We start from the raw sequence: 26,288 nt of genomic DNA, 5'->3' as shown, positions 1-26,288 counted from the left end.
TACTGTTTTTATTAGTTGCTTATTTTTAATAATAGAGTAACATTTTAATATAAAACACGTCATAGAAAATATTGTAGCAAAAGATGAAAAAATAAAGGAATATAAATATTAAAATAGAATAAGAAAAATAAATAGATTATATGTTAATGATTATAAAAATATAAAAGTATGTAACCTATTGTTATATATATGATTGGAGTTCCAGTGTAATGTATTTGATGAAATAGAATCAAAGTTTGATGAAGGAGAATAGTTATGGATGCTATAAAAGGAAATATAAACTCAATTTTAAACGGAGCTAAGCAATTTATTATTCCGGTTTACCAACGAAAATATAGTTGGGAACAAGAACAATGCCAAAGACTATGGGATGATATTGTTGAAATGCAACAGCAGAGTAGAACAGGACATTTCGTTGGTTCCATTGTAAATATAGCTGAACAGGCAATGCCAACAGGTATACAGAAATTTATGATCATAGACGGTCAACAAAGAATGACTACACTTACATTGTTATTAATAGCATTAAGAGATTTTGGATTTGAACATATAGAAGACAAATCTATTAATCCAAAAGAAATTAATGGCATGTGTATTCAGAACGATTATGCTACTGGTGAAGGAAAATATAAGATGTTATTAACACAGACTGATAGGCCTGCACTTATCAAATTAATAGAACGTAGTCCTTTAGATGGCATTAATGCATCAAGAATTATTGATAATTACAAATTTTTCGTAGGTAAAATTGCAGAGCAGAAATTAAGCTCTCAACAAATACAAGAGGGTGTAGCTAAATTACAGATAGTAAATATTACTTTGGATAGAGCAGTGGATGATGCACAGTTGATTTTTGAAAGTTTGAATAGTACGGGTATGGACCTATATCAATCTGATTTAATTAGAAATTATATTTTGATGGGATTAGAGCCAGAAATGCAGCATAATATCTATGAAAATTATTGGTCGTTGATGGAAAAGTTATTTAATTACGAGAAGCAAACACCCCTTATGGATAAATTCTTTAGAGATTATTTGACATTTAGTAATGGGAAAATTCCTAATTTTTCAAAGGTATATGAAGAATTTAAGCATTATCATAGAGATAAATACAAAGGAAATGTAGTTGAATTTTGTAAAGAATTATATACATATGCTAAATACTATACAAATATGTATTATGCAAAGAGCGGGGATAAACAATTAGATACTATTTTTAATGACATTAGGCAGTTACAGATGGAAGTTGCTTTTCCATTTTTATTAAAGGTATATGCAGATTATGAATCGAATGTAATAACTAAAGAAGAATTCATTGAAATGCTTAAATGCTGTGAAAGCTATGTATTTAGAAGGGCTATTGCAGGAATACCAACAAATTCATTAAATAAAACATTTACGATAATGGCAAATAAAATTAATCCTGATAAATATTTAAATTCAGTAAAGGCATATATGATTATGTTGGATTCTTATAAATTATTTCCTGACAATGAAGGATTTAAAAGTGATTTCATTATTAAAGATGTCTACAATATGCGAATTCGTAATTATATCTTTAGTAAACTGGAAAATATAAACAACAAGGCTCCAATTAATATAGAAAATTATACGATTGAACACATTATGCCACAGAATAAAAACCCATTACCTGAATGGAAACAAGAGCTTGGTGAGAATTGGCAGGAGGTACAAAAGACATATTTACATTCCATTGGTAATCTTACATTAACAGCATATAATTCCGAGATGTCTGATTATCCATTTGTTAAAAAATTAGAAATAGCAGGTGGATTTAAAGAAAGTGCATTAAGAATAAATAGCTATGTTGTTAAACAAACAACATGGAATGAAAGTAGAATCACTGAAAGAGCAAATGAATTATGTGATATAGCTAAAAAAATATGGAAATATCCAGAGCTTACTGAAAATGAATTGATAGAATTAATTCCAGAAGATAAGGCTACATCCGAATATAAATTAGAAGATTACGATTATTTAGTAGGAGATATGCTTGAATTGTTTACTATATTTAACAAGAGAATTCTTAATATTTCTTCAAACGTAAAAAGAGAATTTAAAAAATTATATATTGCTTATAAAGCAGATACTAATTTTGCTGATATAGTGCCACAAAAGGCTAGACTAAGAATTTCAATTAACATGAAATTCAATGAGGTTAATGACCCGAAAGGCCTGTGTAAAGATGTTACAGACAAAGGAAGGTGGGGGAATGGGGATATAGAAGTGCATTTAGAAAATGTAAGACAATTAAATGATGTTATGGATATTATTATTCAGTCCTATAACAAACAAATTGATTAATCTAAAAACAAATATAAAAAAGAAAAAATTAACCTAATCTATGGAAATACAACCTCCATAAAATTATTTAATGCAATTTCTAATTATATACTAGATACCCGTAATTTAACTTATAAGAATACTATCAATATTGATTTAGTTAGTATTATTAATTTGGAGTGTATTTGGTCTGATTTTCAATTGTTATCTATTCTCTTGATGTAAGTTACTAATAAATTATTTTGAAAACGTGAATAGAGGGTGAAGAAATGGGTAATAAAAAAACATCAAGTAGAACAGAAAAAAGAAATGCTATAACTTATATTATATACGAATTATTAAAAGGTAAAAAACTTACAACAAAGGAAATGGCAGAGTTAGTTGGGAAAGATCAAAGAACCTGTGAAAGGTATGTAAAAGAAATAGAAGATAGTGATTTGCCTTTAAGGAGAGCGGTATCGCAATATTATCTAAATACGGATGATGGATATTTACCATTTTATTTATCTAAGGAAAAAATAAATTTGCTTTATATTTCATTGATATCCTTTAGTGCATTTGGTAGGGATTTAAAACTTGTAAATGATATGCTTAATCAGATAGAAGAACTTGTATCTCCAAGAGATAAGGAGTTATTGGACAGTATAAAGGAAAATCTTGTGGTTATAAGAAGGTATGAGATTATAACAGCTAAAAGTTATAGTAGTTATGCAATATTTATGCTGTTACTTGAAGCTTTTAGTAAAAGGCGTAGCGTTAAAATTAAATACAAGTCTAGGAAAGAGAATAATTATAGGGTAATAGATATTTATGGATTTTGTTTAGCTAAGGAAACTTATTATATAAATGCCTATTGTCATAATGCAAATAAAGAGCTCATGTTTAGGATAGATAGAATTACTGAATGTTATATCGAAGATTTATATTATTGTATTGCAGAAGACTTCAATCTAAAAGAATATTATAAATATACATGGGAAGTTGAAAGATCAAAAGAACCTTTTGGTTTTGAAATATTATTTTGTGGTATGTCAGTTAATAATATTAAAGAAAGAAAATGGTGTGAGAATCAGCAAATAATTGAGAGGGACAGTTGTTCTATCGTATTTACGGGAACTACATCTTCGGAGATAGAATTTAAAAAGTGGATTTTAAGCTTTGGTGGTGAAGCTAAAGTTATTAAACCACAGTGGTTAAAAGAGTCAATAAAAGAAGAGTTAAAGAGAGCAATTGCATTGTATGATTAAAAATTTAATAGTTAGAAGGCAAAAGAGCGACGATATATATGTCGCTCTTTTGCTTTAAACACATTTAGTATTGCATTCCTTATTTTAGTAGGTTTATAATGAGATTAGCAAAACAAATATGTAAAATAAAATATAATATGGTTAAAAATACAAGGGAGGGCTGGGATGAATTTTAAATTTTGTAGCTAAGTGTAATGCAAGTAGTAAATTGAAGTATTGTTAGTAAAATTAAAAGGTAAGTAAGAATTAAAGAAAGAAGGTGAAACCATTAGTAAGAGTAAAGTAAAAGAAACGCTTAAATTAAGATTAGCATCATTAAAAGAAACAAGTGTATTTAATGATTATTATGAAAAAATAGTAAGCAAGGGGTTACAAAAGTATAAAAAAATAGTTCAATATGGAATGAAAAAAAATCAAACGTTGTATAGTCATGTTCTTGATATGATTGGTGTACTGGATGGAGTTAAGAATATTTTGCTGTTAAACGAACTAGAATTAAAAGTATTAATGGTTGCTATAACAATACATGATCTTAATAAGTTAGAAGAACACTCCGAAAAGTCTTATTCGAGAATTATATCAGAGCGAAATAGTAAAGGTGAATATGCAAATATCTTAAAGGAATGTCAAGAATTTAATATTCAAGATTTCTTACCAGAGTATAAGGAATATATAGAGGACATTAGAGCTATAATAGGTCAACATTCAGCACATACCAGTTATTTTGCAGAAAATCTAATTTGTAGTCCAGAAAGATACAAATTAGGAGATGAAAAAATAGAAATATTAATTTCTATAATTAGGGCCTTGGATGTAATAGATCTATCTAAGACGATGGATGAGCAGGAAAAGAAAAGGCAATTTTTAAATCACATTAATAATGCAACGAAATACAAAGGTAAGCAATATAAATTGGTATCACATACTATAAGTGAAGATAGAGGTATACTTACCAATATATGTCACAATACTGTGGTTGAATTTTTGCAAGGAAAAGCATTTGTTGATGTTGCATATTATAAAGAAGGAGTTCTTTATTTAGTTGAAGACAAGGAAATTATTTTTAACGAAAAAGATAGAGAAAAGCTTGTTGCTAATTGTGTTAAGTATATTAAAAGTAAGATTTTCAATGATTTTAAAGTTTACATCAATAACGTTCAGTCAGGTATTAAGGTTGATGAAAAATGTTTAGGTATAACATCAATAGAAAATATAATCTATGAAATTAAAATTAGATGTGAGAAATCTAAGATCCCAGATATTAGCAAAAAGAATGAAATTATTAAAGTCATTGTTGCGAAATATGCAGAGTTATATTCAAATGAAAAATTACAAGAACTTGAAGGGAATATATCAAAATTAGAAATGGATATTGAGGGCACGACGGATAAGAAGGTCTTAAGTAAGATTAAGAAGGAATTAAAGGAAAAGGCATGTTTACTAAGGGAACAAAAGACAGGGAAAAATATTTTTCAAAGAAAAGTTAAGGAAGAATATTTTATAGAAAGTAATGAGGACAAGCTTAGATTTTCGGAATTTATAAGATCCTTTTATAATTTTCTAAAGGATCACATATGTACAAGTCCCCTTCTAAGTTGGGTTGAAGTATATGAGTTTTTTAGTATTTCAGAGGAAGATAAAGATTATTTAGATGCTTTTGAAGGATTGTATATAAGACCATACGTTTTAGGACAGCTAATTTATGATGACTATAAAGGAATGGATGACGAGCTTACTAATAGGATTATTAAGTATTTAGAAGATAAGATCTCAAGTAAAGAGAGTAAAGATGAAGATGCAATGTGGGTTGATTTAAAAGATTATTTTAATCGAAATATAATTCTATCTTTTGATAATAAAATTACATTTAAAAAGGAGAATGCATTAAGGAAATATTCCGAGAAAAAAAGTAGCAAATGCTGTTTATGCAGCAGTGAATATGAGACAAGTAATTGGATGGCAGCGAATGTTCCATACAAGCTGAAAATACAAAATTTTTCAAATAAAATAAATGGCGGAGAGAGGGAACCTAAAAGGAATATTTGTTCTATATGCAATATAGAATATTTGCTTCATAAAGTTACCTATGCCTCAAAAGTTGAAGTAAGCAGGAGATATCTAAGTATACTTCCTAGAGGATTTAACACAAAATCATATATCAGGGCTTTTAGAGAGAGTATTAATCAATTTAAAAGCAAAGACATAAGTGCAATTTATTTTAATGAATATAGTACATTTGTAGCATTAGCTAGCAAAAATGTGGAGGAGATAGAACCACTTTTTACACAAGCTAAGATAAATGGTATTGCCCTACCTAATTATGCAGAAACATTAACAAACTATTTTATTTTGCCTATACATTTGGTTAAAAAGGATAATGAAACGTCAAAATGGATTTCTACATTGTTATATGCACTAACGTTTAATATATCTTTTGACTCAAAAATAGTTATAAGTGAGTTTCCAGTACCCATACTAGACCAAAGTGAAATGGAAGAGATATATGTAGGCGAAGTTCCTGTACCATTTAGGAATATATTTGAAAAAAGTTGGACGAAAGAAGAATGTTTAAATACAATAAAATTATTTGTAAATCTTTTTTCATTAGCTAAGACCTTGGGAGAAACAGCAGATATAGTTTATGATTCACTAAAAGCTTTAGCAAAGGGGAAAACAAATTTTATATATTTCATTTATAAAAAAATAAAAAACAAATATGATAATCCTACTTTTAAGATTAAAGAAATTAAAGATTTTGTAGATGGCATTTTAAGTTATGTAGAGGATGGTGAGACATTAGTGTCAAATATTAAAGAATTAGCTCTATTTGCTAATCAAAATAATATAAAGGGAAGTATAAATGGTGGATTTATAAAGGATAATTCTATAAATAAACCGCTAAATATTATAATTGACCTATTATGTAGATGGGATAAGAATATATATACAAAAGAAGATATAACAGTTTTATGTAAAAGTGAGATTCAAAAATATTTTAGAAGAGTTGATCCTTATTATGGTAAGAAAAGAATTGAGGCAATAGAAAAGTATGTAGACTTATTTATGAATAAGATTTTAGATGAAACATTAGGGGGAAAGGTATATAACCTTGAGAATGAGAAGAAAAACATATTATCAACTTATAGTTATTATTATAGATTAGCAATGAGTAAATCAAATAAAAGTGGGAGTGAAGATTAGTTATGAAGAGAGAGGATATAATTAAGGGCAAAGAAAATAATTTTATGGAAAAATATACACATTTTCCAGAGGGAAAATATATTACGGTAGCTGTATTAAGAGAAGCTAAGTCAGAGTGCATTTTTAGGACAGAAGGTTCCGGTGAGGGGTTAAATAAGGAAAGAGTTCCACTTGGAATGGAGAGTAAAACAAATGATTTTAGAGCAATAATAAGTAAAAGAAAGCAATGTGCAGTAGAAAGAAGAACAGGCAGAGAGTATTTAAGGCTTAACGATTTGCTGTTTACTACTAAGGATAAGAGTATATGTGCTTTAAATAAGAACACTCCTTGTGGAAAATGTTTAGATTGCATGACTAATGGGTTTGCGGTAGGTGATGGTGGTGCACAAAAATCAAGAATGATATATGACAATGCTTATTCTATATTACCTTTTAATATGGTAACTGGTGTAAAAACATTTAATGCCCTTTATGACAATGGAACTATGAGAGATGAAAAGGGGACTGCTTCATCATCAATAAATCAAGATGAATATATTAAGCCGGGGACAGTATTTATGGATATGATAACTTTTAAAGATGTAACCTTTATTGAATTTATATATGGTATATCAAACATACTTAGAAGCAAGAGGTATGGTGCTATATCTAGTAGAATAGGTAAGATGAATAATGTAATACTAAAGGTAGCTTTTTCAGATTGTGAGCTTTTTTCCAATCTTGAATTAACTCAAAGTGTATATGATAAGTTAGCTGCAGCATCGGAAATAGAGTTCCCTCTTGAAATAAGTAAAGTGAAGGAATATGCTAAAAAATCATTTGGTGATTTGCAAAAAGGTATATTTGGTAATGTTACAGAACTTAATGATGAGGAATTAAATACTTTGCTCGAGTACATAAAAAGTGCTTACCAAGAGGATGGAGAGGAGAAAGCAGCAGATTTATATAGAGAACAATCAGCGCAGTATGGTAAGTAGAAATGGAAATTTACAAATATACCTTAGAATTTATGGAGGAAGTTTTTTTTTCTAGCCAAGAGATAGATACTTTATTTTCTACCAAGCCGTTTATTGGTAACTATGCGCTTACTTATGCTATGGGGTGGTGCAATTCTAAATATGATCAAAATTATATAAGTTATGAAGAAGACTTTAAATTAGTCAATAGTAAAGGGTTGTATATTACACCAGCGTATATAAAAGAACCTAAATACAGTTTGTTTACTTTTAATGCCTTATCAGATAGGTATTATCACAAGATGGAAAGAGCCTTGGCTAATTATCCACAAGTGGGAAAAATAAAGGCTTTATCCGTAGGGAATAAGGCAGAGGGGTTGCTCTTTTCTGAGGATGAACTCAAAAAAGTTAGTTATATTCGCCTCGGTAAATTTCTTGGTAAAGTCAAGGTTAGTTATGAAAAATGCAGTTTTGATGTTACAAGAGCTGATAAGCAGTGCTATGGATTGGTTAACTCAGTGGATTTAAGTGAAGATTTTAAGGCTAAAGGATTTGACCTTATAAACATGCATCCTGTTTCTCTTTTAAAAAATCTTAGGGGAGAAGGGGAAATGTATCATATAAAAACAGAGCAAGGGGAAATTTATTACCCTTGTCATGTAAAACTTGGGGGGAATATATGAAACGTTATACTGTAACAGGGGAGTTTTTAAAAAAAGCTCCTTCTTCTCCTTATTTATATCATCAAAAAAGAACACTCGATGAACTCAGAAGCAATTCAGTTGTATTTAATACTTATCCAACAGGTGCTGGAAAAACAATAGCGTCTCTATTGTACTTAAAGGAAAATATAAATGTAGATACATTGTTTATAGCACCTACAAATGAGCTCTTAAGGCAACATTCAGAGGATATAAAAGAATTTGTTTCTAAAAATAAGTTGCCTCATATAGTTGTGAAAATTGATGCTAGTGTAATAGAGAAATTGCGGGAAGGTCGTAGAAAAGGTGCAACATTATATGAAGTATTAAGTAATCCTCTGCAGTTTAGGGAGGAACTTTCAATAGAAAACATAGAGTATGATGGTAAAAGACCAGTTATAGTAGTAGTTAATCCAGATATTTTTTATTATTGCTTTTATTCACTATATGGGAATAATGATAAGGGTAATTTAATGGATATTGTAATAAAAAAATTTAATTACATAGTAATTGATGAGTTTCATTATTACAACTCTAAGCAGTTAGCTAATTTTCTCTTTTTTATGATTTTATCTAAGGGATTCAATTATTTCAAATATGGAAGAAAAATGTGTATATTAACAGCAACTCCAGATGCACTGGTAGAGCAATATTTGAAACGTGGTGGTATTGAATATAAGATTATATCAAATGAAAATGAAAATTTAGAAAGCGAGGTATATGAAAAATTAAAAACTCTTTCTGAGTTAGATTTATACGTTACGAACAAAACACTAGATGAAGTTGTTTGTGAGCGGTATAAAGATAATCCATTGAAAAATGATTGCGTAGTTATAAGTCAGTCAATATATAGAGTCAATAAACTAAAAGATCAGCTTATTAATAGTGGGTTTAGTAAAAATGATATAGGTATTATTACAGGTGCAATAAAATCGGATGAGCGAAAAAATGCTGTAGCAAAACACCTTATAATAGCAACACCAACAGTTGACATAGGGTACAATTTTAAAAAGCAAAATAAACAAAGTCAAAATATTGATGAAGTAATAACTGAAGCTAATACATGCGATCAGGCACTACAAAGGCTTGGGAGAGCTGGAAGAATACTTGGTAAAAAGGTTCAAAATGAAAGAAGTAAGGTTGTAATATGTGTTACAGATGAGGTATATGAATCTTTTGAAGAAAAAACTGGAGAGATATCAAGATTAGAACTTAAAGAACTTATAAGAAAAAGTATGCCAGAGCGAAACATAATGAAAAAATATATAGAAACTAAGGGTATATTAGAATTGTGTTTTCCAATGAAGGAAATGGATAGGAAGATGTCACAACAAAACAAATATATTATAAGAAATTTATTTGATATGATCATATCTGTATTTGCACCAAAGAGTAAGGAGAACTTTAAAGGGTTATCTGCAAAAATAAATAAATACAAGACGCAATGTATATTTATTAATGAATATAACAAGTCAAGTGAAAAAAAAGAAGTAGTTCAAAATATTGACAATAAGTTATTTATTGATTTTTATAAAAATTATTGCCAAGATGAAGATACAGAAGAGGGTGTAGATGACTCGATGCTTGACGATTTTTCAGAGGAAGAAATAAAAATTTTAAAAGCCGATGTTGAGGAAGAGCTAGTACATTATATTAATTCAGAAATAACTAAAGTAAAATCATTAATTAATTTTAGAGGCTCTGATATTAGTAAGCCGGCTTTAGTTTTTGATAAATATTATAAATTTGGGCAAGAACATAGGCTGTTTGTATATGATATTTTTCATTTAATGAAATATTATGAAATAGATTGGTATGAAAATAAAAGAGACTTCGAGAAGGCGGCAAAAATTACTCTAAGCGATTATGAAGAAGAAGCAAATGGAATAGATAAAATAGATATTTTTATAATAGTTAATGGAATAAGAGAAAATGCCATAGAAATTACTTGGGAGTACTCATTTAAAGGTGAGCAGGATGCTTTTGATGAAAAATATACAAATAAGGTTGAAGCTATAAATAATCTTAATTTAGTTGGATATGAATATACAACTCGAGGAAGAGAAGGATTGGCTTTACCAGAAAAAATAACCAAAGCGTTCAAAGAAAGTTATATAGCGATATACACTATTTCACGGGAACCAAAAGAAGAATATAAAATTAGAAAAATAATAAAGAACCAGCCTATATTTCTTCAGAAGTTAAAGGTTCAATTTCCAGAAAATGAAAAGGAGTATTTGATAATAACAGGAACTAATGGAATTAGTGTGGACAGTGAAATTGTTAAAATGAGGAGCAAAAGTATTAAAGAAGAATTTTTCATAGTGTAATAGGAGGATAAAATGTTAAATTATTACAATATATGTTTTAGAAATACCCAAAGGATTGAAAACACAATTGATACTGCTAGAATATGGCACGGCATATTTTTTAAGATATTAAAGGAATACAATGAGGAAATATCAACTCAGTATCATGGGCAACAAAGCAAGCAATCATTTTCTATATCTCCTATATTTTCTGAGCAATATTCTAATATTAAATATTTTACTAAACAATCTTTATTAAAAGTTAATATAGCTTTATTTAGTGATGAAATGCACAAAGGATTGCTGGAATACATTAAAAAAAACAGTAGTGTTAATTATGGAGAAGCAGAGCTTCTAATAGAGGAAGTCCATTTTAAGATTATAGATGAAGAGGTTTTAGAAGCAAGTAGAGTTAAAAGAGGAACAATGAATTTTATAAGCCCAACAGCGTTTAGGATAAATCCAGTAAACTCACCACTTCCAAGTCCTAGAAGGATATTTAAAAGTTTAAGTAAAAGTTATAGTGAGATTTTTAAACATGAACTTTTACCAGAAGAGGTTATTGATCAAATTGAAAAATATGTTGTAGTAGAGGGGCTTAACATTAATACAGAAGTAGCTAAATATAGAAAATTTGATATAACCGGTTTTAAAGGAATGGTTACGTTAAATGTTAAATTTCCAGATAATGAAATCCAGAGAAACTTAGAAAAATTGTTTGCGTTAGCCTCCTATGTGGGGATAGGTTACAAAACAGGAATGGGGATGGGTCAATGTATAGTGTTGAAGAAATAGATAAGGATTCTTTTTACATTGAAGCCAGTGCTGTTAACACCTATATTTATTGCCCGAGGCGTTGTTACTATGAATATATTCAAAATGAATTTGAAAGCAATGTACATACTATTCTTGGGGATCAAGTTCATGAGAATGTAGACGAGTTTGGCGAAGAAGAAAGGCGCGGCAAGGTTATATATAAGAGTGTTAAACTAATTTCGGATGTGTACGGTGTAGTGCTAAAGGTTGATACTGTGGAGGAGAATGGTGATGAAGTCTATCCCGTTGAGTATAAGAAGGCTAAAAAGGGTTTATGGAAAAATGATAAGTATCAAATGGCATTGCAAGCTATGCTATTAGAAGAAAAGCTTAAAAGACCAGTAAATAAAGGATATATTTATTATGTTGGTTCAAAGGAGAGAGTGGAATTTAAGATAACTAATAAACTTAAAGGAGAAATTATGAGCATAATTGATAATATAAGAAAATTATATAGTTCAATGAAGATACCGCAGGGTGTAGACGATAATAGGTGTAAGTATTGTAGCATTAATAATATATGTTTGCCAAAGGAGAGGAACATACTTAATTCTATGAAAAATTCACGAGAGAAGTAATATATTTTTCTGAAAAAATACTGGGAGATGATAAAATGAGTACTCTTTATGTAACGCAACAGTACACTACATTGAGAAAGGAAGATGAAAGATTAAAGCTATATAAATACAAAGAGCTCTTAATTGATATACCTATATTTAAGGTAAAGCAGGTTGTTATTTTTGGAGAAGTAACAGTAACAGCTTCTACAATAAGGTTATTTGCGGAAAATAAGATAACTTTATGTTATTTAACAGAGTGGGGCAAATTTATAGCGAGAATGGAAGGTGAAGTATCAAAAAATGTTATTGTGAGATTGAAACAGTACGAAAATCACATAGATATAGATAATGGATCTGCTAAATTCGCTAAAATATTTGTGTCTGGTAAAATAAAAAACAGTAGAACAACACTTATGAAAAGCAATCGTGGCGAAGCAAAAAGCGAAGCCTTTAAGAAGGCTATAGATGAACTTAATAGATTGGAAAAACGTCTTGAGGATCAAGATAACGTCGACTCAATAAGAGGCATAGAAGGAAGAGCCGCCGCCGTATACTTTTCTGTTTTTTCTGAAATGATAAAAGGAGATTTTGTTTTTGAAAATCGTAATAAAAGGCCACCCAAAGACCCTATAAATGCTATGTTAAGCTTTGGATATGTATTGCTTGCAAATGAAATTTCCTCAGCAGTATCTAGTGTAGGACTCGATCCAAATATAGGATACCTTCATAGGCTTAGATATGGAAGACCATCACTAGCTCTCGATTTGATGGAGGAGTTTAGGTCTTTGTTCGTGGATCGGTTAGTCATTAGCATAGTTAATAATAAAATACTTAAACTGGATGATTTTGAAACAGTTTTGGGCGAAGTAAAAATGAGCAAGAAAGCTATTAAAAAATTTCTTGGAGCCTATGAAGGTAAGAAATATGATGAAATATACCATCCCTTATTTAAGTACAAAACCACATATCAACAATGTTTTCATATGCAAGCAAGATTATTCAGTAAAGCATTGATGGAAGAAATTGAATATGTACCTTTTTTAATTAGATAACAGCAAAGGAGTATGTTATGATATATTTAGTTAGTTATGATATAGTTAATGATAGAAAGAGGACTAGACTTCATAAAATGCTGAAAAATTTTGGTGCTAGAAACCAATTCAGTGTTTTTGAATGTGATTTAGATGGTAAAAAATATGTTGAGCTTGAATATAAAATAAGAAAGATTAAAATTGAGAAGGGTGACAGCATTATGGTATATCCTATATGTTCATCTTGTGAATCTAAAATTATAAGAAGAGGTATATTTGTTCCACTTGATGTTACAAATATGATTTATTAAAGCGCAGGCCTATGTGTAATTAAAACACCGGTACCCTGGCGATGCTTTAGAATAGGCACTTGAGAAGCAATTACTATAATATCTTGTGCAAATATTTAATGGAAAATGATACTTGGCGAATAAGGTGCCTATAAACCAGTGGTTTCAAGGGGTAAAACGCGAGCGATTACTTAAGACATTAAGCTCCAATGGAGATTGAAACTTATATTTAATGCCATTAACGGGATAAGATATATTATTACTTAAGACATTAAGCTCCAATGGAGATTGAAACATAGCTGTTTAGTTATGACTCCCGAACATATTGCAGAAAGATTACTTAAGACATTAAGCTCCAATGGAGATTGAAACAAAATTAGTAGTGTAAAAGCTACTTTTTTTATTTTATTACTTAAGACATTAAGCTCCAATGGAGATTGAAACTAGGTTGTGTAGCTTTGAGTGGTGGGGGTAAGGCTGATTACTTAAGACATTAAGCTCCAATGGAGATTGAAACGAGGATAATGGAGAGTGTATGATTATAAATTCTACGGATTACTTAAGACATTAAGCTCCAATGGAGATTGAAACTAACATGCTATCAAATGCCAGTAAGTCTGGTATTCATTACTTAAGACATTAAGCTCCAATGGAGATTGAAACGGAATTACATAAATATTAGAGACATCTTGGAAGTTAATTACTTAAGACATTAAGCTCCAATGGAGATTGAAACACTGGTATGTCATTAACCCAACAAGGTGTAGATTTTATTACTTAAGACATTAAGCTCCAATGGAGATTGAAACGAAAAAAATATGGGATGCAATTAAAGCTATTCCTTCATTACTTAAGACATTAAGCTCCAATGGAGATTGAAACAAAAATGCCTTTTAGGTTTTTACGGCTTCTTTTATCATTACTTAAGACATTAAGCTCCAATGGAGATTGAAACTTTATCCAAATAAGCCTGTTCAATCTCTTTGCCGATTACTTAAGACATTAAGCTCCAATGGAGATTGAAACGCAATATTTTTAACCACAAAACGTGGAAATTGCATATTACTTAAGACATTAAGCTCCAATGGAGATTGAAACATGTCTGGATTACCACCCATTCTTTCTATTTTCTTATTACTTAAGACATTAAGCTCCAATGGAGATTGAAACACTTTATTAGTTTCCATTAAAAATCACTCCTATTAATTACTTAAGACATTAAGCTCCAATGGAGATTGAAACTCATAGTACCTGCTGCCATCCTCTACATACTTTGTACATTACTTAAGACATTAAGCTCCAATGGAGATTGAAACCAGTATATTTATATCCTATACATTTTTTAAATAAGGATTACTTAAGACATTAAGCTCCAATGGAGATTGAAACAGATGAATGTAATAAGTATTGGGAGTTAGACCACTATATTACTTAAGACATTAAGCTCCAATGGAGATTGAAACTGATGCACATAAGAAATTAGTTTATTATTTGCTTGGATTACTTAAGACATTAAGCTCCAATGGAGATTGAAACTCACTTTGTCCAGAGCAATCTAATAAAATTAATTCATTACTTAAGACATTAAGCTCCAATGGAGATTGAAACATTGTTTCTTGTTTGACTTGGCTTCATGGTGTTGATTACTTAAGACATTAAGCTCCAATGGAGATTGAAACACGAAACCGGCACGAGAGGTAATGGATGATTTAAAAATTACTTAAGACATTAAGCTCCAATGGAGATTGAAACTGCGGGCTACTCGTGCTATTCGCACTACTAGGTATAGATTACTTAAGACATTAAGCTCCAATGGAGATTGAAACATTATATGATTAGTATCTTTTATAGAAGTATCTTTTAATTACTTAAGACATTAAGCTCCAATGGAGATTGAAACAAAAAGATAGTGGATGCAGTCATTGAGGCAGAGGTACATTACTTAAGACATTAAGCTCCAATGGAGATTGAAACTTCTTAAGGGATTATAGGTATATCCTGCCTTAGAATTACTTAAGACATTAAGCTCCAATGGAGATTGAAACTGATCTAATTTTACTATTATAAATGTAAGCTTCATATTACTTAAGACATTAAGCTCCAATGGAGATTGAAACTTGTATAGTTTTCTCTGAAGGTTGTCCATTACTTTATTACTTAAGACATTAAGCTCCAATGGAGATTGAAACATAATTATCAAATATAACTCTAATAACTTCCCATGTTGATTACTTAAGACATTAAGCTCCAATGGAGATTGAAACTAGGATTTTAACCCGACACAACTACAAATAAAATAATTACTTAAGACATTAAGCTCCAATGGAGATTGAAACAGACCTAATACAAACGGATGATGCTGATTTTGGAACATTACTTAAGACATTAAGCTCCAATGGAGATTGAAACTCCGTAGCTAACTTAACAAGAGGAACACTGTCTATATATTACTTAAGATATTAAGCTCCAATGGAGATTGAAACAAAGACTCACTCAATAGTGGGATAAAAAAATATAATAAATTACTTAAGATATTAAGCTCCAATGGAGATTGAAACTGAATAAGTTCAGTTACATAAGGATCATCATCTTCAATTACTTAAGATATTAAGCTCCAATGGAGATTGAAACACTAATAATTATTTCACACCAAATGCTATAAATTTAATTACTTAAGATATTAAGCTCCAATGGAGATTGAAACAACAACAGATACTACCTTACTGAATGAGGTAGTGTATTACTTAAGATATTAAGCTCCAATGGAGATTGAAACAAAACAATACGAAAGCATAGGACAAAGAGTAATTACATTACTTAAGATATTAAGCTCCAATGGAGATTGAAACATAAGATACTCGAAAGGTTATAGTAGTTTTGTATCATTACTTAAGATATTAAGCTCCAATGGAGATTGAAACTTAGTTATATAAGCACCAACATTTTTTATACTTTTAATTACTTAAGATATTAAGCTCCAATGGAGATTGAAACTTGTTTTAGACTCACACCCAAAGATTTTAAGTTATTGATTACTTAAGATATTAAGCTCCAATGGAGATTGAAACACATCGGGTTGTAAGTATGGGTGTCCGTTTTTGTATTACTTAAGATACTAAGCTCCAATGGAGATTGAAACGCAGGGGCTAATGTTGGCTTAATAGTTATGCTAACATTACTTAAGATATTAAGCTCCAATGGAGATTGAAACGATACAATAAAGATTGATCCTAAATTAGGAATTGAATTACTTAAGATATTAAGCTCCAATGGAGATTGAAACGGTGTTGCTTCTTTAGTTTCTACGCTTCCAGTTTTTATTACTTAAGATATTAAGCTCCAATGGAGATTGAAACCAGATGTGATTTTTGATAAGATTTCTGCATTATCTGATTACTTAAGACATTAAGCTCCAATGGAAATTGAAACAATGAAATCATTATCGGTTGTCTTCCATACCTGATTACTTTGAGTCAATATTACATTTTGTTACAATATAGGTCTGCGAATTTTTCAAATGGCATTACTCGTTTTATAATCTGAACTTCAAGATAAATAACAAAAGATCTAATAGCTACACTGAATTTTATAGCATACTAAATTATATTTATGAAAATTTAATGAAAGCTATTAATATAGTTTTATCAAAACCTCATCATGAGCTGATAAAAGATAGGAGGGTATGTAAATACCAAAGCTTAAAAAACACAAGTATGGATACTATAAAGTGGCTTGAGAAAAGGCCTCATTTATTAGAATATATAGATGGTAGAAACATTCCAACTCAGGCTTTACAGGTAACTAAAAAGGTAACACTCGACACTAAGGAAAATAGATTTCTAAAGTTTATGATAATAACTATAATTCATAAGATAGATAGTTTTATAAGAACTTATACATCAACACCTTGGAAAAAGAATGAGGATATTATAAATAAGTTAAACACCATGAAGAAAGCAATAAACAACAAACTAAAAACCTCATTTTTAAAGGATGTAGGGAGTGATTATAGGAATACATCTATGTCCTTAGTTTTCAATATGGCAAGTGGATATAGGGAGATATACAAATACTATCTAATGCTGCAAAAGGGACTAAGTATCAATAGTAATATATTTTCATTATCAATGAAAGAACTTAGTTTATTATATGAGTATTGGTGTTTTATTAAGATAAATTCGCTACTTAGAAAGAGATATAAGCTAATAAGTACAGACTTTATAACTATTAATAGAGGTGGAATATTTGTATCACTTAAAAAAGGCGTAACATCTACATTAGTATATGAAAATCCCAATACTAAAGAAACTTTCAAGGTAAGTTACAATGCAATTAAATCACGAAAGGTTAGTAACATAGGGTCTAGAACTGAAGGCAGTAAAACAGTAACGCAAAAGCCTGATAATATGTTATCTATAAATAAGCTTGGTAGCGACAAGGCTTATGAGTTTGTCTTTGACGCAAAGTATAAGATTGATACATCAATAGAATACCAGAAAAGTTATGGTGGCATTGGACCTAAGGAAGAGGATATAAATACCATGCACAGGTACAGAGATGCCCATAGTATATAAAAACAATAAAACAGGGGTCTATAACAATTGCGTTTTTGGAGCATTTGTATTGTTCCCATATAAGGATGAAGAGGCATACAAAAATCATGACTTTTATAAGAGTATAGAAGAAGTAAATATAGGTGGTATTCCTTTTCTTCCATCAACTACAGGACTTATGGAAGAGTTTTTAGATAAGCTAATAAATGAATCCTCATATTCAACCTTTGAAAGATCACTTGAGCCTATAGGACGAGAGGGCTATATAAAAGATGAATACTTTAACGATAGAACGGTTCTTGTAGGGTCGCTGAGAAATAAAGAGCAACTTGAAATAAATCTAAAAGGTAAGTTTTATCACACTAAATGCAGAAATATTAATCTAGCAGAGCATAATATTAAGTTTGTAGCACTAGCACAGTCAAAGAGGCAGTTTGCAGGTGAAGCTGGGATAACTTATTATGGCAAGGTAGTAGATATAAAAGTTGTAAAGAGAAATACTATAAAGGATATACCTAGTGATTCTGAGGAAGATTATTATGTTTTTAAAATTGAGGCATGGGACAAGCTCTATAGAAAAATTGAAGTAAAAGGATATCAGGTTCGAAGTTTGATTTATACTACGGAGTATTTACTTCATAATGCGGTGATAGTAACGGAGCTTTGTATAAAATCTAAGGAAGAATATAGACTATGGCAAGAGCTTAGGAGGATAAGTTCCTTAACTGAAACAGAAATAGGGGAAAGTATTGATAAGGATAGTAGAATTAAGGGATTTTCTATAGAAGAAATGAAGATATTTATTAAAGATGAGGAAATCAGGGTAGAGTACAATGGGAAATCGTATGGTTTTAGTAGGGGAGATGTTGAGAGGAAACCTAGGGGTGTAGTGGGGAGGATAATAGAGATTTTAATAAGAAGATTATCAAATGTTTTGGTAATTAAATGATTAAATGGTTGATAAGGATATGGAATACCTTGACTACAAATATTTCAGAAAAGTTTGGCAGTTCAAATTGATAAATTATATGATAAGTAAAAGGCCAGGAAAAAAAGCAGAGTACTTAAAAATGTTCGAAATGTGGGTATGAAAAAGAGGTACCTGAATTTGTTGCGTTTGAATGTTATACACCTGAGGAATTTGACATGGAGAGCGGTAGTCCTATTGTTTTATGTATTGAATGTGGTTCAGATATGATAATTAAAAAGAGATGCTACACTATTTAATTGAGAATCACTTTTATACTCGACCGTAGGGAAATTTTGTTCTTGAAGGAATGAAGACATTTATTAAAGACTATGAAATTACGGTTGAGTACAATGGATTACTTTTATGACGAAGGTGATTGAGGTATAATAGCATTAAGTATATAAATTTGTCAGAATGATGAGGTGGTTAAGGCTTTGGGTGGTTGAAGGACTAACAGATGTGGAGGAGAAACAAAAAACTATGGCAAATGTAAGGAGATGTTTTAATGGAAAAGGTAGTAGCAACATGGATTAGGTATATTCCTTTATTTAATCAATTTTTTATTAAAGCTGATAAAAAAGAATATCAAGGATGTATGGAGTATGTTGATGATAAATTCATATTACAATATTTTTCTGAAAAATATGTAATAGAATTTAGGGATAATAATGTGGCTAACGATTGGATAAAATCTATTATTGAAAGATACTATTTTAGCGAAAAAGAGGTATCTTTAAATTATGAAAAGCTAAAAAATGATTTGCCTTTTATAAGCTTACAGATATTGAGTGTTGAACCTGATGAATATCTTATTAGGGTTAAATCAACAAAAAAAATTTTCAACTATGATATAAATAATTATTATATTGCACATATGGAAAATGATTTAAGGAGAATAAAGTTATTTCGGCCTATTGGTGAAGGTAAAGAACTAAAAGCTAAAAAGAAACAAGTTCTCAATAAATATGAAATATTGTGCAAAGACATAATTAATTTTTAAAAAAAATAATACGATAAGAAGTATTCATTCAGAAGTTACATGCATATATTCATAAATACATAACAAGTAAAGGATTTTATTATATTCGTAGCGCTAGCACAGTCAAAGAGACAGTTTGTAGGCGAAACTCGTATAACTTATTATGGTAAGGTAATAGATATAAAAGTTGTGAAGAGAAATACTATAAAGGATATACCTAGTGAGTCGGAGGAAGATTATTATGTTTTAAAATTGATAAGTGGGAGCACTTAGATAGAAAAATTGAAGTTAAAGGCTGTCAGGTGGTAAAGTTTATAAAAAATACAGTTAAACACTTGAATTTTTAATGGCCCTTTATACATAAAAATATGTATTTCTGAAGACATGATTCGCAAATGAAAATGTAGATTATTAATCTTCAATTATTAATCTACGCTAATTAATTAGTAATATAATTAATATGGGATTAAGTCGGAATTCAAGGTGCAATATAGAGTAGATATAAGAATTAACAGGTGGATAACATGGGTACCCACCTGTTAATTTTGATTATTGGTAGAGTAATGAAAATACTTGAATGTGTTCGATATGATCAAGTTATTGAACATGTAGCAAATCAAAAGATAAGTATAGATCTTGATGATGCAGTGAAAGTAAATTATGCTAAATTCCAAGGAGTTGAAGTACCTCAAGGTGAAGGCGAAAAAGTGTTGAAAGCTGTTTTATTGGCTAAAATATAGTTACACATATATAATTTTATTTATTATAAAAATAGTGCAATTTATAAAATATCTAATTTAGAGGTGGTGAATATTGTGAGTATAACTAAAGTATATCTTAAAAATTTTACGGTTTTTGAAGAAGAAGAGATAGCATTTTCAAATGGGATAAATGTAATTATAGGAGAAAATGGAACAGGTAAGACACATTTATTAAAGTCAATCTATGCAACTTGTGAAATGTCAAAAAAACCAGATACGGATATTGATATTATCAGTAATTATTTTAAAGCGGGACTAAGTAAAGGTGAATTTTTCACAAAGATTTTAAAGCCACTAATTTTAAAAGTATATGCGAATGAGTCTAAATTAATTGAAGACAAACGATATCTTATGGGTAAAGTTTCACTTAATATCAATAATTCTAAAACAATAGTTAGTGATACTGATGAGGAATGTTCATATGAAATAGGATTTCCAGATAAAGAACAAAAATCAATTTTTATTCCTCCAAAAGAAATGTTGTCACATTCAAAAGGATTTTTGGCATTAAATAACAAGTACGATATGCCATTTGATAAAACTTATATAGATATTATTACAAATTGCGAATTGCCAGAAACTAGGAAAAACTCAGAATTGAATAAAAAATTGTTAGCCATTATCTCAAAAGTAATTGATGGAAAAGTAATTTATGAAAATGATACTTTTTATGTAATAAAAACAAATGGATTGAAAATAGAGTTTTCATTGGAAGCTGAGGGGTTTCGTAAATTTGGAGTTTTGTGGAGATTAATAAGAAACGGACTAATTGAAAAAGAAACTATTCTTTTGTGGGATGAACCAGAGTCGAACATTAATCCAGAGTTGATACCAGTTCTTGTAGATATACTTATTGAATTACAAAGAGATGGTGTTCAGATTTTTGTTGCAACCCATAGTTATAACTTTGCCAAATATTTTGAGATTAAACGAAAAGATTCGGATAGGGTATTGTATCACAATTTATATAAAACTGATAAGGGTGTTAAATCACAAAGCGCAGATTATTTTGGAAAGTTAGAAGATAATCCTATTATTGAAGCAGATTCCAAACTTTTAGATGAAGTTATCAAAGGTAATTTTGAAGAGTAGGATAGTCTTTTAATCTTTTGGGCTTGTAAAGGAAATGAAAAAGAATTACCTGTAGCGATGTGTGATTAGTTATAAATTAGAAATCACAATATAATGTATTTTCATCATGAAATCTATGGAGGATAATTGAGATTGGGAGGGATGTGTCTAACTAGGCACATCTCTTAAAAATGTATTAACGACTTTAATAGTATATAAATATATTATCTGAAGATATTAAAAAAAGTTCATGTTTCAATTGATTTTATAAAGCAATATAGCGCTACGAGTAGAAAAGATATAGATGAGCTATTAATGGATAAACTTCCTAATATTTTAGATGAAAATCAGAAAAGAAAAAAGATTAGTAATTTGCTAACTGAAATGTCTAAGAAAGATAAGTCTATAAAGAATGGTGGCTCAGATCATAAACCTGGCTGGACGATAGATTAAAAATTAAGAAGAACTTTAGTAGTATTTAAGAAGAACTTAAGAAGTGTTTTTAAAAAAAACAGTTTATATAAACACTGTAAATGGCTCTAATTAAGGCGCGTATGACTTTAGAACTTCTTCTTAAAGCAGTGTAATAAAAAATATTAAGAAGAACTTAAGAAGAACTATGTGGAATTTAGTAGTCTTGGCACTGAAAATTCAAAACAAATTAGCAGTAAAATTTATCCGTTTAACTCTCGAATATTGTAATAAATAAGACTTTTGAGTATAGTGAAAAATATATAGTAAAGTGGCAATGGTAAATGTAATTTATACCATTGCTGTTTTTATTGAAACTAAAATGTTCTCTAACAATAATATTAAGTTTGTAGCATTGTCTTCTATTAATAAAGAAATATCAAAATTAAAAGCAGTAAAATAAGAGAGAATCGTCAGAAATGATGGTTCTCGTTTTTATGTCCATAAAGATATACAATTTAATGTATCTTTTTCAAAGCTGTTGCAGCGACCCAGGAGATGAATTAAGGAGAGAACAGTTCTTGTAAGTTCCTTAAAAAATAAAGAGCAACTTGAAATAAAATAGAACTGTAGGGTTACTTGAAAGTTATGCATATATATAAAGTTATTGGAAAATTTGACGATATAGAAAGTAATAGCAAAATGAATATAGGTATGCACAAACATGTATTTTATAAAAACTGTTATGTGCATTTTAATGATGGGAGTAGTAATTTGATAGTAAAGTATATATATATTTTGCTTTTTATTAATGAATTAATTTATATGGACTATAAAATATAACATATATTTAAAATGAATTTTGGAGGCAAATAATGAAAAAAAGATTAGCGTTAGCAACAATTTTATTGACTCTAGCAAGTTCTCATAGTGTATTTGCTGATAGTGGTGTAACAAATGTAAGTTCATTAAACTTGAGACAAAAACCATCACTTTCATCCTCAATTTTATCTTTTATCCCCATCAATACGAAGATAAGTACTTCGGGAAAAAGTGGTAATTTTTATAAAGTAACCTATAAAGGGAAAACTGGATATGTTTATAGCTCATATGTAAAAATAGTACAAGCTACTACGGCACCAATTAAATTAGCTAGTACAACCCAAACTGGGGTAGGCAGTACAAAAGTATGGTATTTAAATGTACGTAAAACAGCAGCTACAGGTAATAATATTATTGGTATTATTAATCCAACAAATAATATAAGTTTATATGGAACTGAAAATGGTTATTATAAAATTAAATATAATAACACATGGGGATACATTGCAAAATCATACGTAAGTACGTCTGCAACTTCAGCAGTGGTTACAATACCGGTGGCATCTAGTACATTATCTAGTACAACCCAAACTGGGGTAGGCAGTACTAAAGTAGGGTATTTAAATGTACGTAAAACAGCAGCTACAGGTAATAATATTATTGGTATTATTAATCCAACAAATAATATAAGTTTATATGGAACTGAAAATGGTTATTATAAAATTAAATATAATAACACATGGGGATACATTGCAAAATCATACGTAAGTACGTCTGCAACTTCAGCAGTGGTTACAATACCGGTGGCATCTAGTACATTATCTAGTACAACCCAAACTGGGGTAGGCAGTACTAAAGTAGGGTATTTAAATGTACGTAAAACAGCAGCTACAGGTAATAATATTATTGGTATTATTAATCCAACAAATAATATAAGTTTATATGGAACTGAAAATGGTTATTATAAAATTAAATATAATAACACATGGGGATACATTGCAAAATCATGCGTAATTACTTCAAAGGTTACAACACCAGTACCAAGTACAGCTTCTCAAAAAAAATCTCTAATAGCAAATGCAGAAAAATTAATTGGAATACCTTATATATGGGGTGGTGCAACAACTAGTGGTTTTGATTGTTCAGGACTTGTACAGTATATTTATAAGAGTATCGGTGTTACTTTGCCTAGAACAACTTATCAGCAAGTAGGAGAAGGTAGTTCTGTTAGCATAAATAATCTCGAAGTAGGAGACTTAGTTTTTTTTATAGGTAATGCGCATGTGGGAATATATGTTGGAAATAACAAATTTATAGAAGCACAAAAAAGTGGTACACTTGTAAAGATAGCCGACTTAAGTGGTTATTGGAGGACATCGTTTGTAACAGGAAGAAGAATACTTTGAAAATTAAGAAGAACTTTAGTTTTAAATGTTATTATATATGGTAATATAATAAATATATATAACTTAGAAAGGGTGATAAATATTATGGGAATACTAGATAAATATGATGAATCAATAAAATTAACATATAATTATGCATATAGAATGTTAGTTCATTTAAAGAATATCACAGATAATTTTAGTAATATAAAAAACCCAGATGATATAACGATGGAAGTGTATAGAGATTCAATTATTAAAAAGTATGAAACACTAGAAGACTTAACTTGGAAGTTACTTTCTAAGATATTTAAATCATCTGGTTTAGAGATAAATAATCCAAGAGGGTGTTATAAACAAGCGTTTAAGGAAGGATTAATTAATGATATAGAAATTTGGAACGATATTTTATTATCAAGAAATTCTACATCTCATATTTATGATGAGCAAGATTATGAGAAAATTAAAAATAAGATAATAAGTGATTATACAGGTGCCATAGAAAATCTATTAAGCAACCTTTCAAAAGTGGTAATGTGATATGTATGGAATAGATAAAAAAGTATATAGAAGTTTGATTAATTATTTCCTTAATAATAACAATATAGATAAAGTAATAATATTTGGGTCAAGAGCAAAAGGAACAGAAAATATAAATTCAGATATAGACTTATGTGTAAGTTATATAGGTAAAAGCAAAGGAACTATTGTAGAGGAAATTAATGATGTAATAGGAATATATTCTTGTGATATTGTTTTTCTAAATTCATTAAATGAGAATATAAAAAAACAAATTGATAGGGATGGGATTGAAATTTATCCAACTTCTGCCCACTAGGGCAACTGTTATCTGGGATAAATAGTAAATTAATTAGTTTGAATTTAGAGTGAGCAGCACTGGCTGGAGTGGTAGCTTAGTGGTGTTTATTTAAACAAAGGTTGGCATAAAAAGGCTATGTTTATGAATAGTGTTGATAATATGATAATTTTTAATGGAAGCCCAAAACGACTTCCATTAATTTGCATTTTAAGAAGGTGGTGAATTAAAAAGCTTTCATCTTTGAATTTTAAGTTTTGAAGCAATCAATGTAAACTCACCTGGAATATTTTTATTGGAATCAAATCTCGGTCCTTCAACAAGTTTGTCAATAATAAACCCCGCTGATGCAAAAGAACTTATAATTTCACCCATTGTCCAATATCTTAAAAGACACTTAGGAAATTCATTCTGTTCAGCAACTGGGAAAAGCTTTTCATATGCGACTGCCCCAATTTTTAATTCATTTTCAAAATAATCTCCTGTTAGTTCTAAACTATCGTCTCTAACTTCAAAAATATCTCGTACTTTGAATATTTTCCTAATTGGGTGAAAATCATTTAAAACCAATCTACCACCTATTTTCAGCATAGAATATATTTTTTGCGAAATCTCATTTAAGTCCAAAAAGTAATGCAGTATTCCACCTTCCATGTAGGTAATATCAAAACTATTACGCATTTCATCAATATTCAATTCCGAAAAATCTGATACGATGTATGTTAAATTTACACCTGCTTCTTTAGCGACTTCAATTGCATATTTCTTGTTATCTTCAGAAATATCTACAATAGTGACATCAGCACCAAGTATTGCCAATGGAATTGCCTTTCTCCCACAGGAACCAAGTAAGTTAGCAATTTTTTTCCCATTCACGTCACCCAGAAACTCAATATCTCTTCTTAAGTATATTTTAGGTTGTCTTATCATATCTTTAGCAACATCTTTAGGTAATCCAAATTTATTTACCCATAATTCATAAGCCCTGTAAGACCATGCTTTTTTATTTACCTCACCTTGTTTATTCATTATACTTTTTACCCCCACTTTACCTAATAATTCATAAAATTCCACTATTGTATCCTTATTTAATTATACAACATA

20 protein-coding genes and 1 CRISPR repeat array are annotated in these 26,288 nt (G+C 29.6%); of the genes, 19 read left to right on the top strand and 1 reads right to left on the bottom strand.

Features of this window, described 5'->3' with window-relative positions; genetic code table 11:
* The first annotated feature begins 255 nt into the window (after positions 1–255).
* From LL038_RS10255 to LL038_RS10165, 19 genes are all read left to right on the top strand, one after another.
* The gene (locus tag LL038_RS10255; protein ID WP_216127374.1) at positions 256–2,325 is read left to right on the top strand and encodes a DUF262 and DUF1524 domain-containing protein; all 2,070 of its coding nucleotides are present in this window, start codon (positions 256–258) and stop codon (positions 2,323–2,325) included.
* A 248-nt stretch (positions 2,326–2,573) separates the two neighbouring features.
* Entirely contained in the window at positions 2,574–3,551 is a 978-nt protein-coding gene (locus LL038_RS10250; protein WP_216127371.1) for a helix-turn-helix transcriptional regulator, read from the top strand.
* Positions 3,552–3,953: 402 nt separating this feature from the next.
* The gene (cas10d, locus tag LL038_RS10245) at positions 3,954–6,752 is read left to right on the top strand and encodes a type I-D CRISPR-associated protein Cas10d/Csc3 (RefSeq protein WP_216127369.1); all 2,799 of its coding nucleotides are present in this window, start codon (positions 3,954–3,956) and stop codon (positions 6,750–6,752) included.
* A gap of 2 nt (positions 6,753–6,754) precedes the next feature.
* A complete protein-coding gene (gene cas7d, locus LL038_RS10240) occupies positions 6,755–7,729 on the top strand; it encodes a type I-D CRISPR-associated protein Cas7/Csc2 (protein WP_216127358.1) in 975 nt (324 codons plus the stop codon).
* Positions 7,730–7,731: 2 nt separating this feature from the next.
* Entirely contained in the window at positions 7,732–8,391 is a 660-nt protein-coding gene (gene cas5d / locus LL038_RS10235; protein WP_216127356.1) for a type I-D CRISPR-associated protein Cas5/Csc1, read from the top strand.
* Positions 8,388–10,739 carry a type I-D CRISPR-associated helicase Cas3' gene (cas3, locus tag LL038_RS10230; RefSeq protein ID WP_216127354.1) on the top strand — a complete coding sequence of 784 codons (2,352 nt, stop codon included), beginning with the start codon at positions 8,388–8,390 and terminating at the stop codon, positions 10,737–10,739. Before cas5d ends, cas3 begins: the two co-directional genes overlap by 4 nt.
* Before the next feature lie 12 nt (positions 10,740–10,751).
* Positions 10,752–11,513 (top strand): CRISPR-associated endoribonuclease Cas6, encoded by a 762-nt coding sequence (cas6, locus tag LL038_RS10225; protein ID WP_216127352.1) that lies wholly within the window; start codon positions 10,752–10,754, stop codon positions 11,511–11,513.
* The gene (gene cas4, locus LL038_RS10220; protein WP_216127349.1) at positions 11,492–12,112 is read left to right on the top strand and encodes a CRISPR-associated protein Cas4; all 621 of its coding nucleotides are present in this window, start codon (positions 11,492–11,494) and stop codon (positions 12,110–12,112) included. The genes cas6 and cas4 overlap by 22 nt, the downstream gene beginning before the upstream one ends.
* A gap of 35 nt (positions 12,113–12,147) precedes the next feature.
* Positions 12,148–13,146 carry a CRISPR-associated endonuclease Cas1 gene (gene cas1 / locus LL038_RS10215; protein WP_216127346.1) on the top strand — a complete coding sequence of 333 codons (999 nt, stop codon included), beginning with the start codon at positions 12,148–12,150 and terminating at the stop codon, positions 13,144–13,146.
* Positions 13,147–13,163: 17 nt separating this feature from the next.
* On the top strand, positions 13,164–13,436 hold the full coding sequence (cas2, locus tag LL038_RS10210; protein ID WP_216127343.1) for a CRISPR-associated endonuclease Cas2: 273 nt from the start codon (positions 13,164–13,166) through the stop codon (positions 13,434–13,436).
* Between the two features lie 165 nt (positions 13,437–13,601).
* Positions 13,602–16,844: a CRISPR direct-repeat array (repeat unit 37 nt; unit sequence ATTACTTAAGACATTAAGCTCCAATGGAGATTGAAAC).
* Positions 16,845–16,954: 110 nt separating this feature from the next.
* On the top strand, positions 16,955–17,989 hold the full coding sequence (locus LL038_RS10205; RefSeq protein ID WP_253200363.1) for a DUF2357 domain-containing protein: 1,035 nt from the start codon (positions 16,955–16,957) through the stop codon (positions 17,987–17,989).
* A 49-nt stretch (positions 17,990–18,038) separates the two neighbouring features.
* Positions 18,039–18,917, top strand: a complete 879-nt coding sequence (locus LL038_RS10200) for a hypothetical protein (protein WP_268056054.1) — start codon at positions 18,039–18,041, stop codon at positions 18,915–18,917.
* Positions 18,918–19,443: 526 nt separating this feature from the next.
* Positions 19,444–19,938, top strand: a complete 495-nt coding sequence (locus LL038_RS10195; RefSeq protein ID WP_216127334.1) for a hypothetical protein — start codon at positions 19,444–19,446, stop codon at positions 19,936–19,938.
* Positions 19,939–20,441: 503 nt separating this feature from the next.
* Entirely contained in the window at positions 20,442–20,657 is a 216-nt protein-coding gene (locus tag LL038_RS10190; RefSeq protein WP_216127331.1) for a hypothetical protein, read from the top strand.
* 75 nt (positions 20,658–20,732) lie between these two features.
* Entirely contained in the window at positions 20,733–21,770 is a 1,038-nt protein-coding gene (locus LL038_RS10185; RefSeq protein ID WP_216127329.1) for an AAA family ATPase, read from the top strand.
* 294 nt (positions 21,771–22,064) lie between these two features.
* Positions 22,065–22,202, top strand: coding sequence for a hypothetical protein (locus tag LL038_RS10180; RefSeq protein ID WP_216127326.1), 138 nt, complete (start codon positions 22,065–22,067; stop codon positions 22,200–22,202).
* Positions 22,203–23,035: 833 nt separating this feature from the next.
* The gene (locus LL038_RS10175; RefSeq protein WP_268056053.1) at positions 23,036–24,388 is read left to right on the top strand and encodes an SH3 domain-containing protein; all 1,353 of its coding nucleotides are present in this window, start codon (positions 23,036–23,038) and stop codon (positions 24,386–24,388) included.
* Positions 24,389–24,469: 81 nt separating this feature from the next.
* On the top strand, positions 24,470–24,907 hold the full coding sequence (locus tag LL038_RS10170) for an HI0074 family nucleotidyltransferase substrate-binding subunit (protein WP_216126859.1): 438 nt from the start codon (positions 24,470–24,472) through the stop codon (positions 24,905–24,907).
* Between the two features lies 1 nt (position 24,908).
* The gene (locus tag LL038_RS10165) at positions 24,909–25,205 is read left to right on the top strand and encodes a nucleotidyltransferase family protein (RefSeq protein WP_216126843.1); all 297 of its coding nucleotides are present in this window, start codon (positions 24,909–24,911) and stop codon (positions 25,203–25,205) included.
* 216 nt (positions 25,206–25,421) lie between these two features.
* Here the strand turns inward: LL038_RS10165 and LL038_RS10160 are convergent, their stop codons facing one another.
* Positions 25,422–26,213, bottom strand: coding sequence for a class I SAM-dependent methyltransferase (locus tag LL038_RS10160; RefSeq protein WP_216126840.1), 792 nt, complete (start codon positions 26,211–26,213; stop codon positions 25,422–25,424).
* Positions 26,214–26,288 lie beyond the last annotated feature (75 nt).

Source organism: Clostridium estertheticum, from assembly GCF_026650985.1.
Taxonomy (GTDB): domain Bacteria; phylum Bacillota; class Clostridia; order Clostridiales; family Clostridiaceae; genus Clostridium_AD; species Clostridium_AD estertheticum_C.
The sequence above is the reverse complement of the archived record's forward strand: the minus strand, read 5'-3'. Positions and strand labels throughout refer to the sequence as shown.

Excerpts from the sequence above, each read along its gene's own strand:
- LL038_RS10255 (WP_216127374.1), top strand. The coding sequence starts at position 256 with ATGGATGCTATAAAAGGAAATATAAACTCAATTTTAAACGGAGCTAAG.
- LL038_RS10250 (WP_216127371.1), top strand. The coding sequence starts at position 2,574 with ATGGGTAATAAAAAAACATCAAGTAGAACAGAAAAAAGAAATGCTATA.
- cas10d (WP_216127369.1), top strand. The coding sequence starts at position 3,954 with ATGAAAAAAAATCAAACGTTGTATAGTCATGTTCTTGATATGATTGGT.
- cas7d (WP_216127358.1), top strand. The coding sequence starts at position 6,755 with ATGAAGAGAGAGGATATAATTAAGGGCAAAGAAAATAATTTTATGGAA.
- cas5d (WP_216127356.1), top strand. The coding sequence starts at position 7,732 with ATGGAAATTTACAAATATACCTTAGAATTTATGGAGGAAGTTTTTTTT.
- cas3 (WP_216127354.1), top strand. The coding sequence starts at position 8,388 with ATGAAACGTTATACTGTAACAGGGGAGTTTTTAAAAAAAGCTCCTTCT.
- cas6 (WP_216127352.1), top strand. The coding sequence starts at position 10,752 with ATGTTAAATTATTACAATATATGTTTTAGAAATACCCAAAGGATTGAA.
- cas4 (WP_216127349.1), top strand. The coding sequence starts at position 11,492 with ATGTATAGTGTTGAAGAAATAGATAAGGATTCTTTTTACATTGAAGCC.
- cas1 (WP_216127346.1), top strand. The coding sequence starts at position 12,148 with ATGAGTACTCTTTATGTAACGCAACAGTACACTACATTGAGAAAGGAA.
- cas2 (WP_216127343.1), top strand. The coding sequence starts at position 13,164 with ATGATATATTTAGTTAGTTATGATATAGTTAATGATAGAAAGAGGACT.
- LL038_RS10195 (WP_216127334.1), top strand. The coding sequence starts at position 19,444 with ATGGAAAAGGTAGTAGCAACATGGATTAGGTATATTCCTTTATTTAAT.
- LL038_RS10190 (WP_216127331.1), top strand. The coding sequence starts at position 20,442 with ATGGGTACCCACCTGTTAATTTTGATTATTGGTAGAGTAATGAAAATA.
- LL038_RS10180 (WP_216127326.1), top strand. The coding sequence starts at position 22,065 with ATGGATAAACTTCCTAATATTTTAGATGAAAATCAGAAAAGAAAAAAG.
- LL038_RS10175 (WP_268056053.1), top strand. The coding sequence starts at position 23,036 with ATGAAAAAAAGATTAGCGTTAGCAACAATTTTATTGACTCTAGCAAGT.
- LL038_RS10165 (WP_216126843.1), top strand. The coding sequence starts at position 24,909 with ATGTATGGAATAGATAAAAAAGTATATAGAAGTTTGATTAATTATTTC.
- LL038_RS10160 (WP_216126840.1), bottom strand. The coding sequence starts at position 26,213 with ATGAATAAACAAGGTGAGGTAAATAAAAAAGCATGGTCTTACAGGGCT.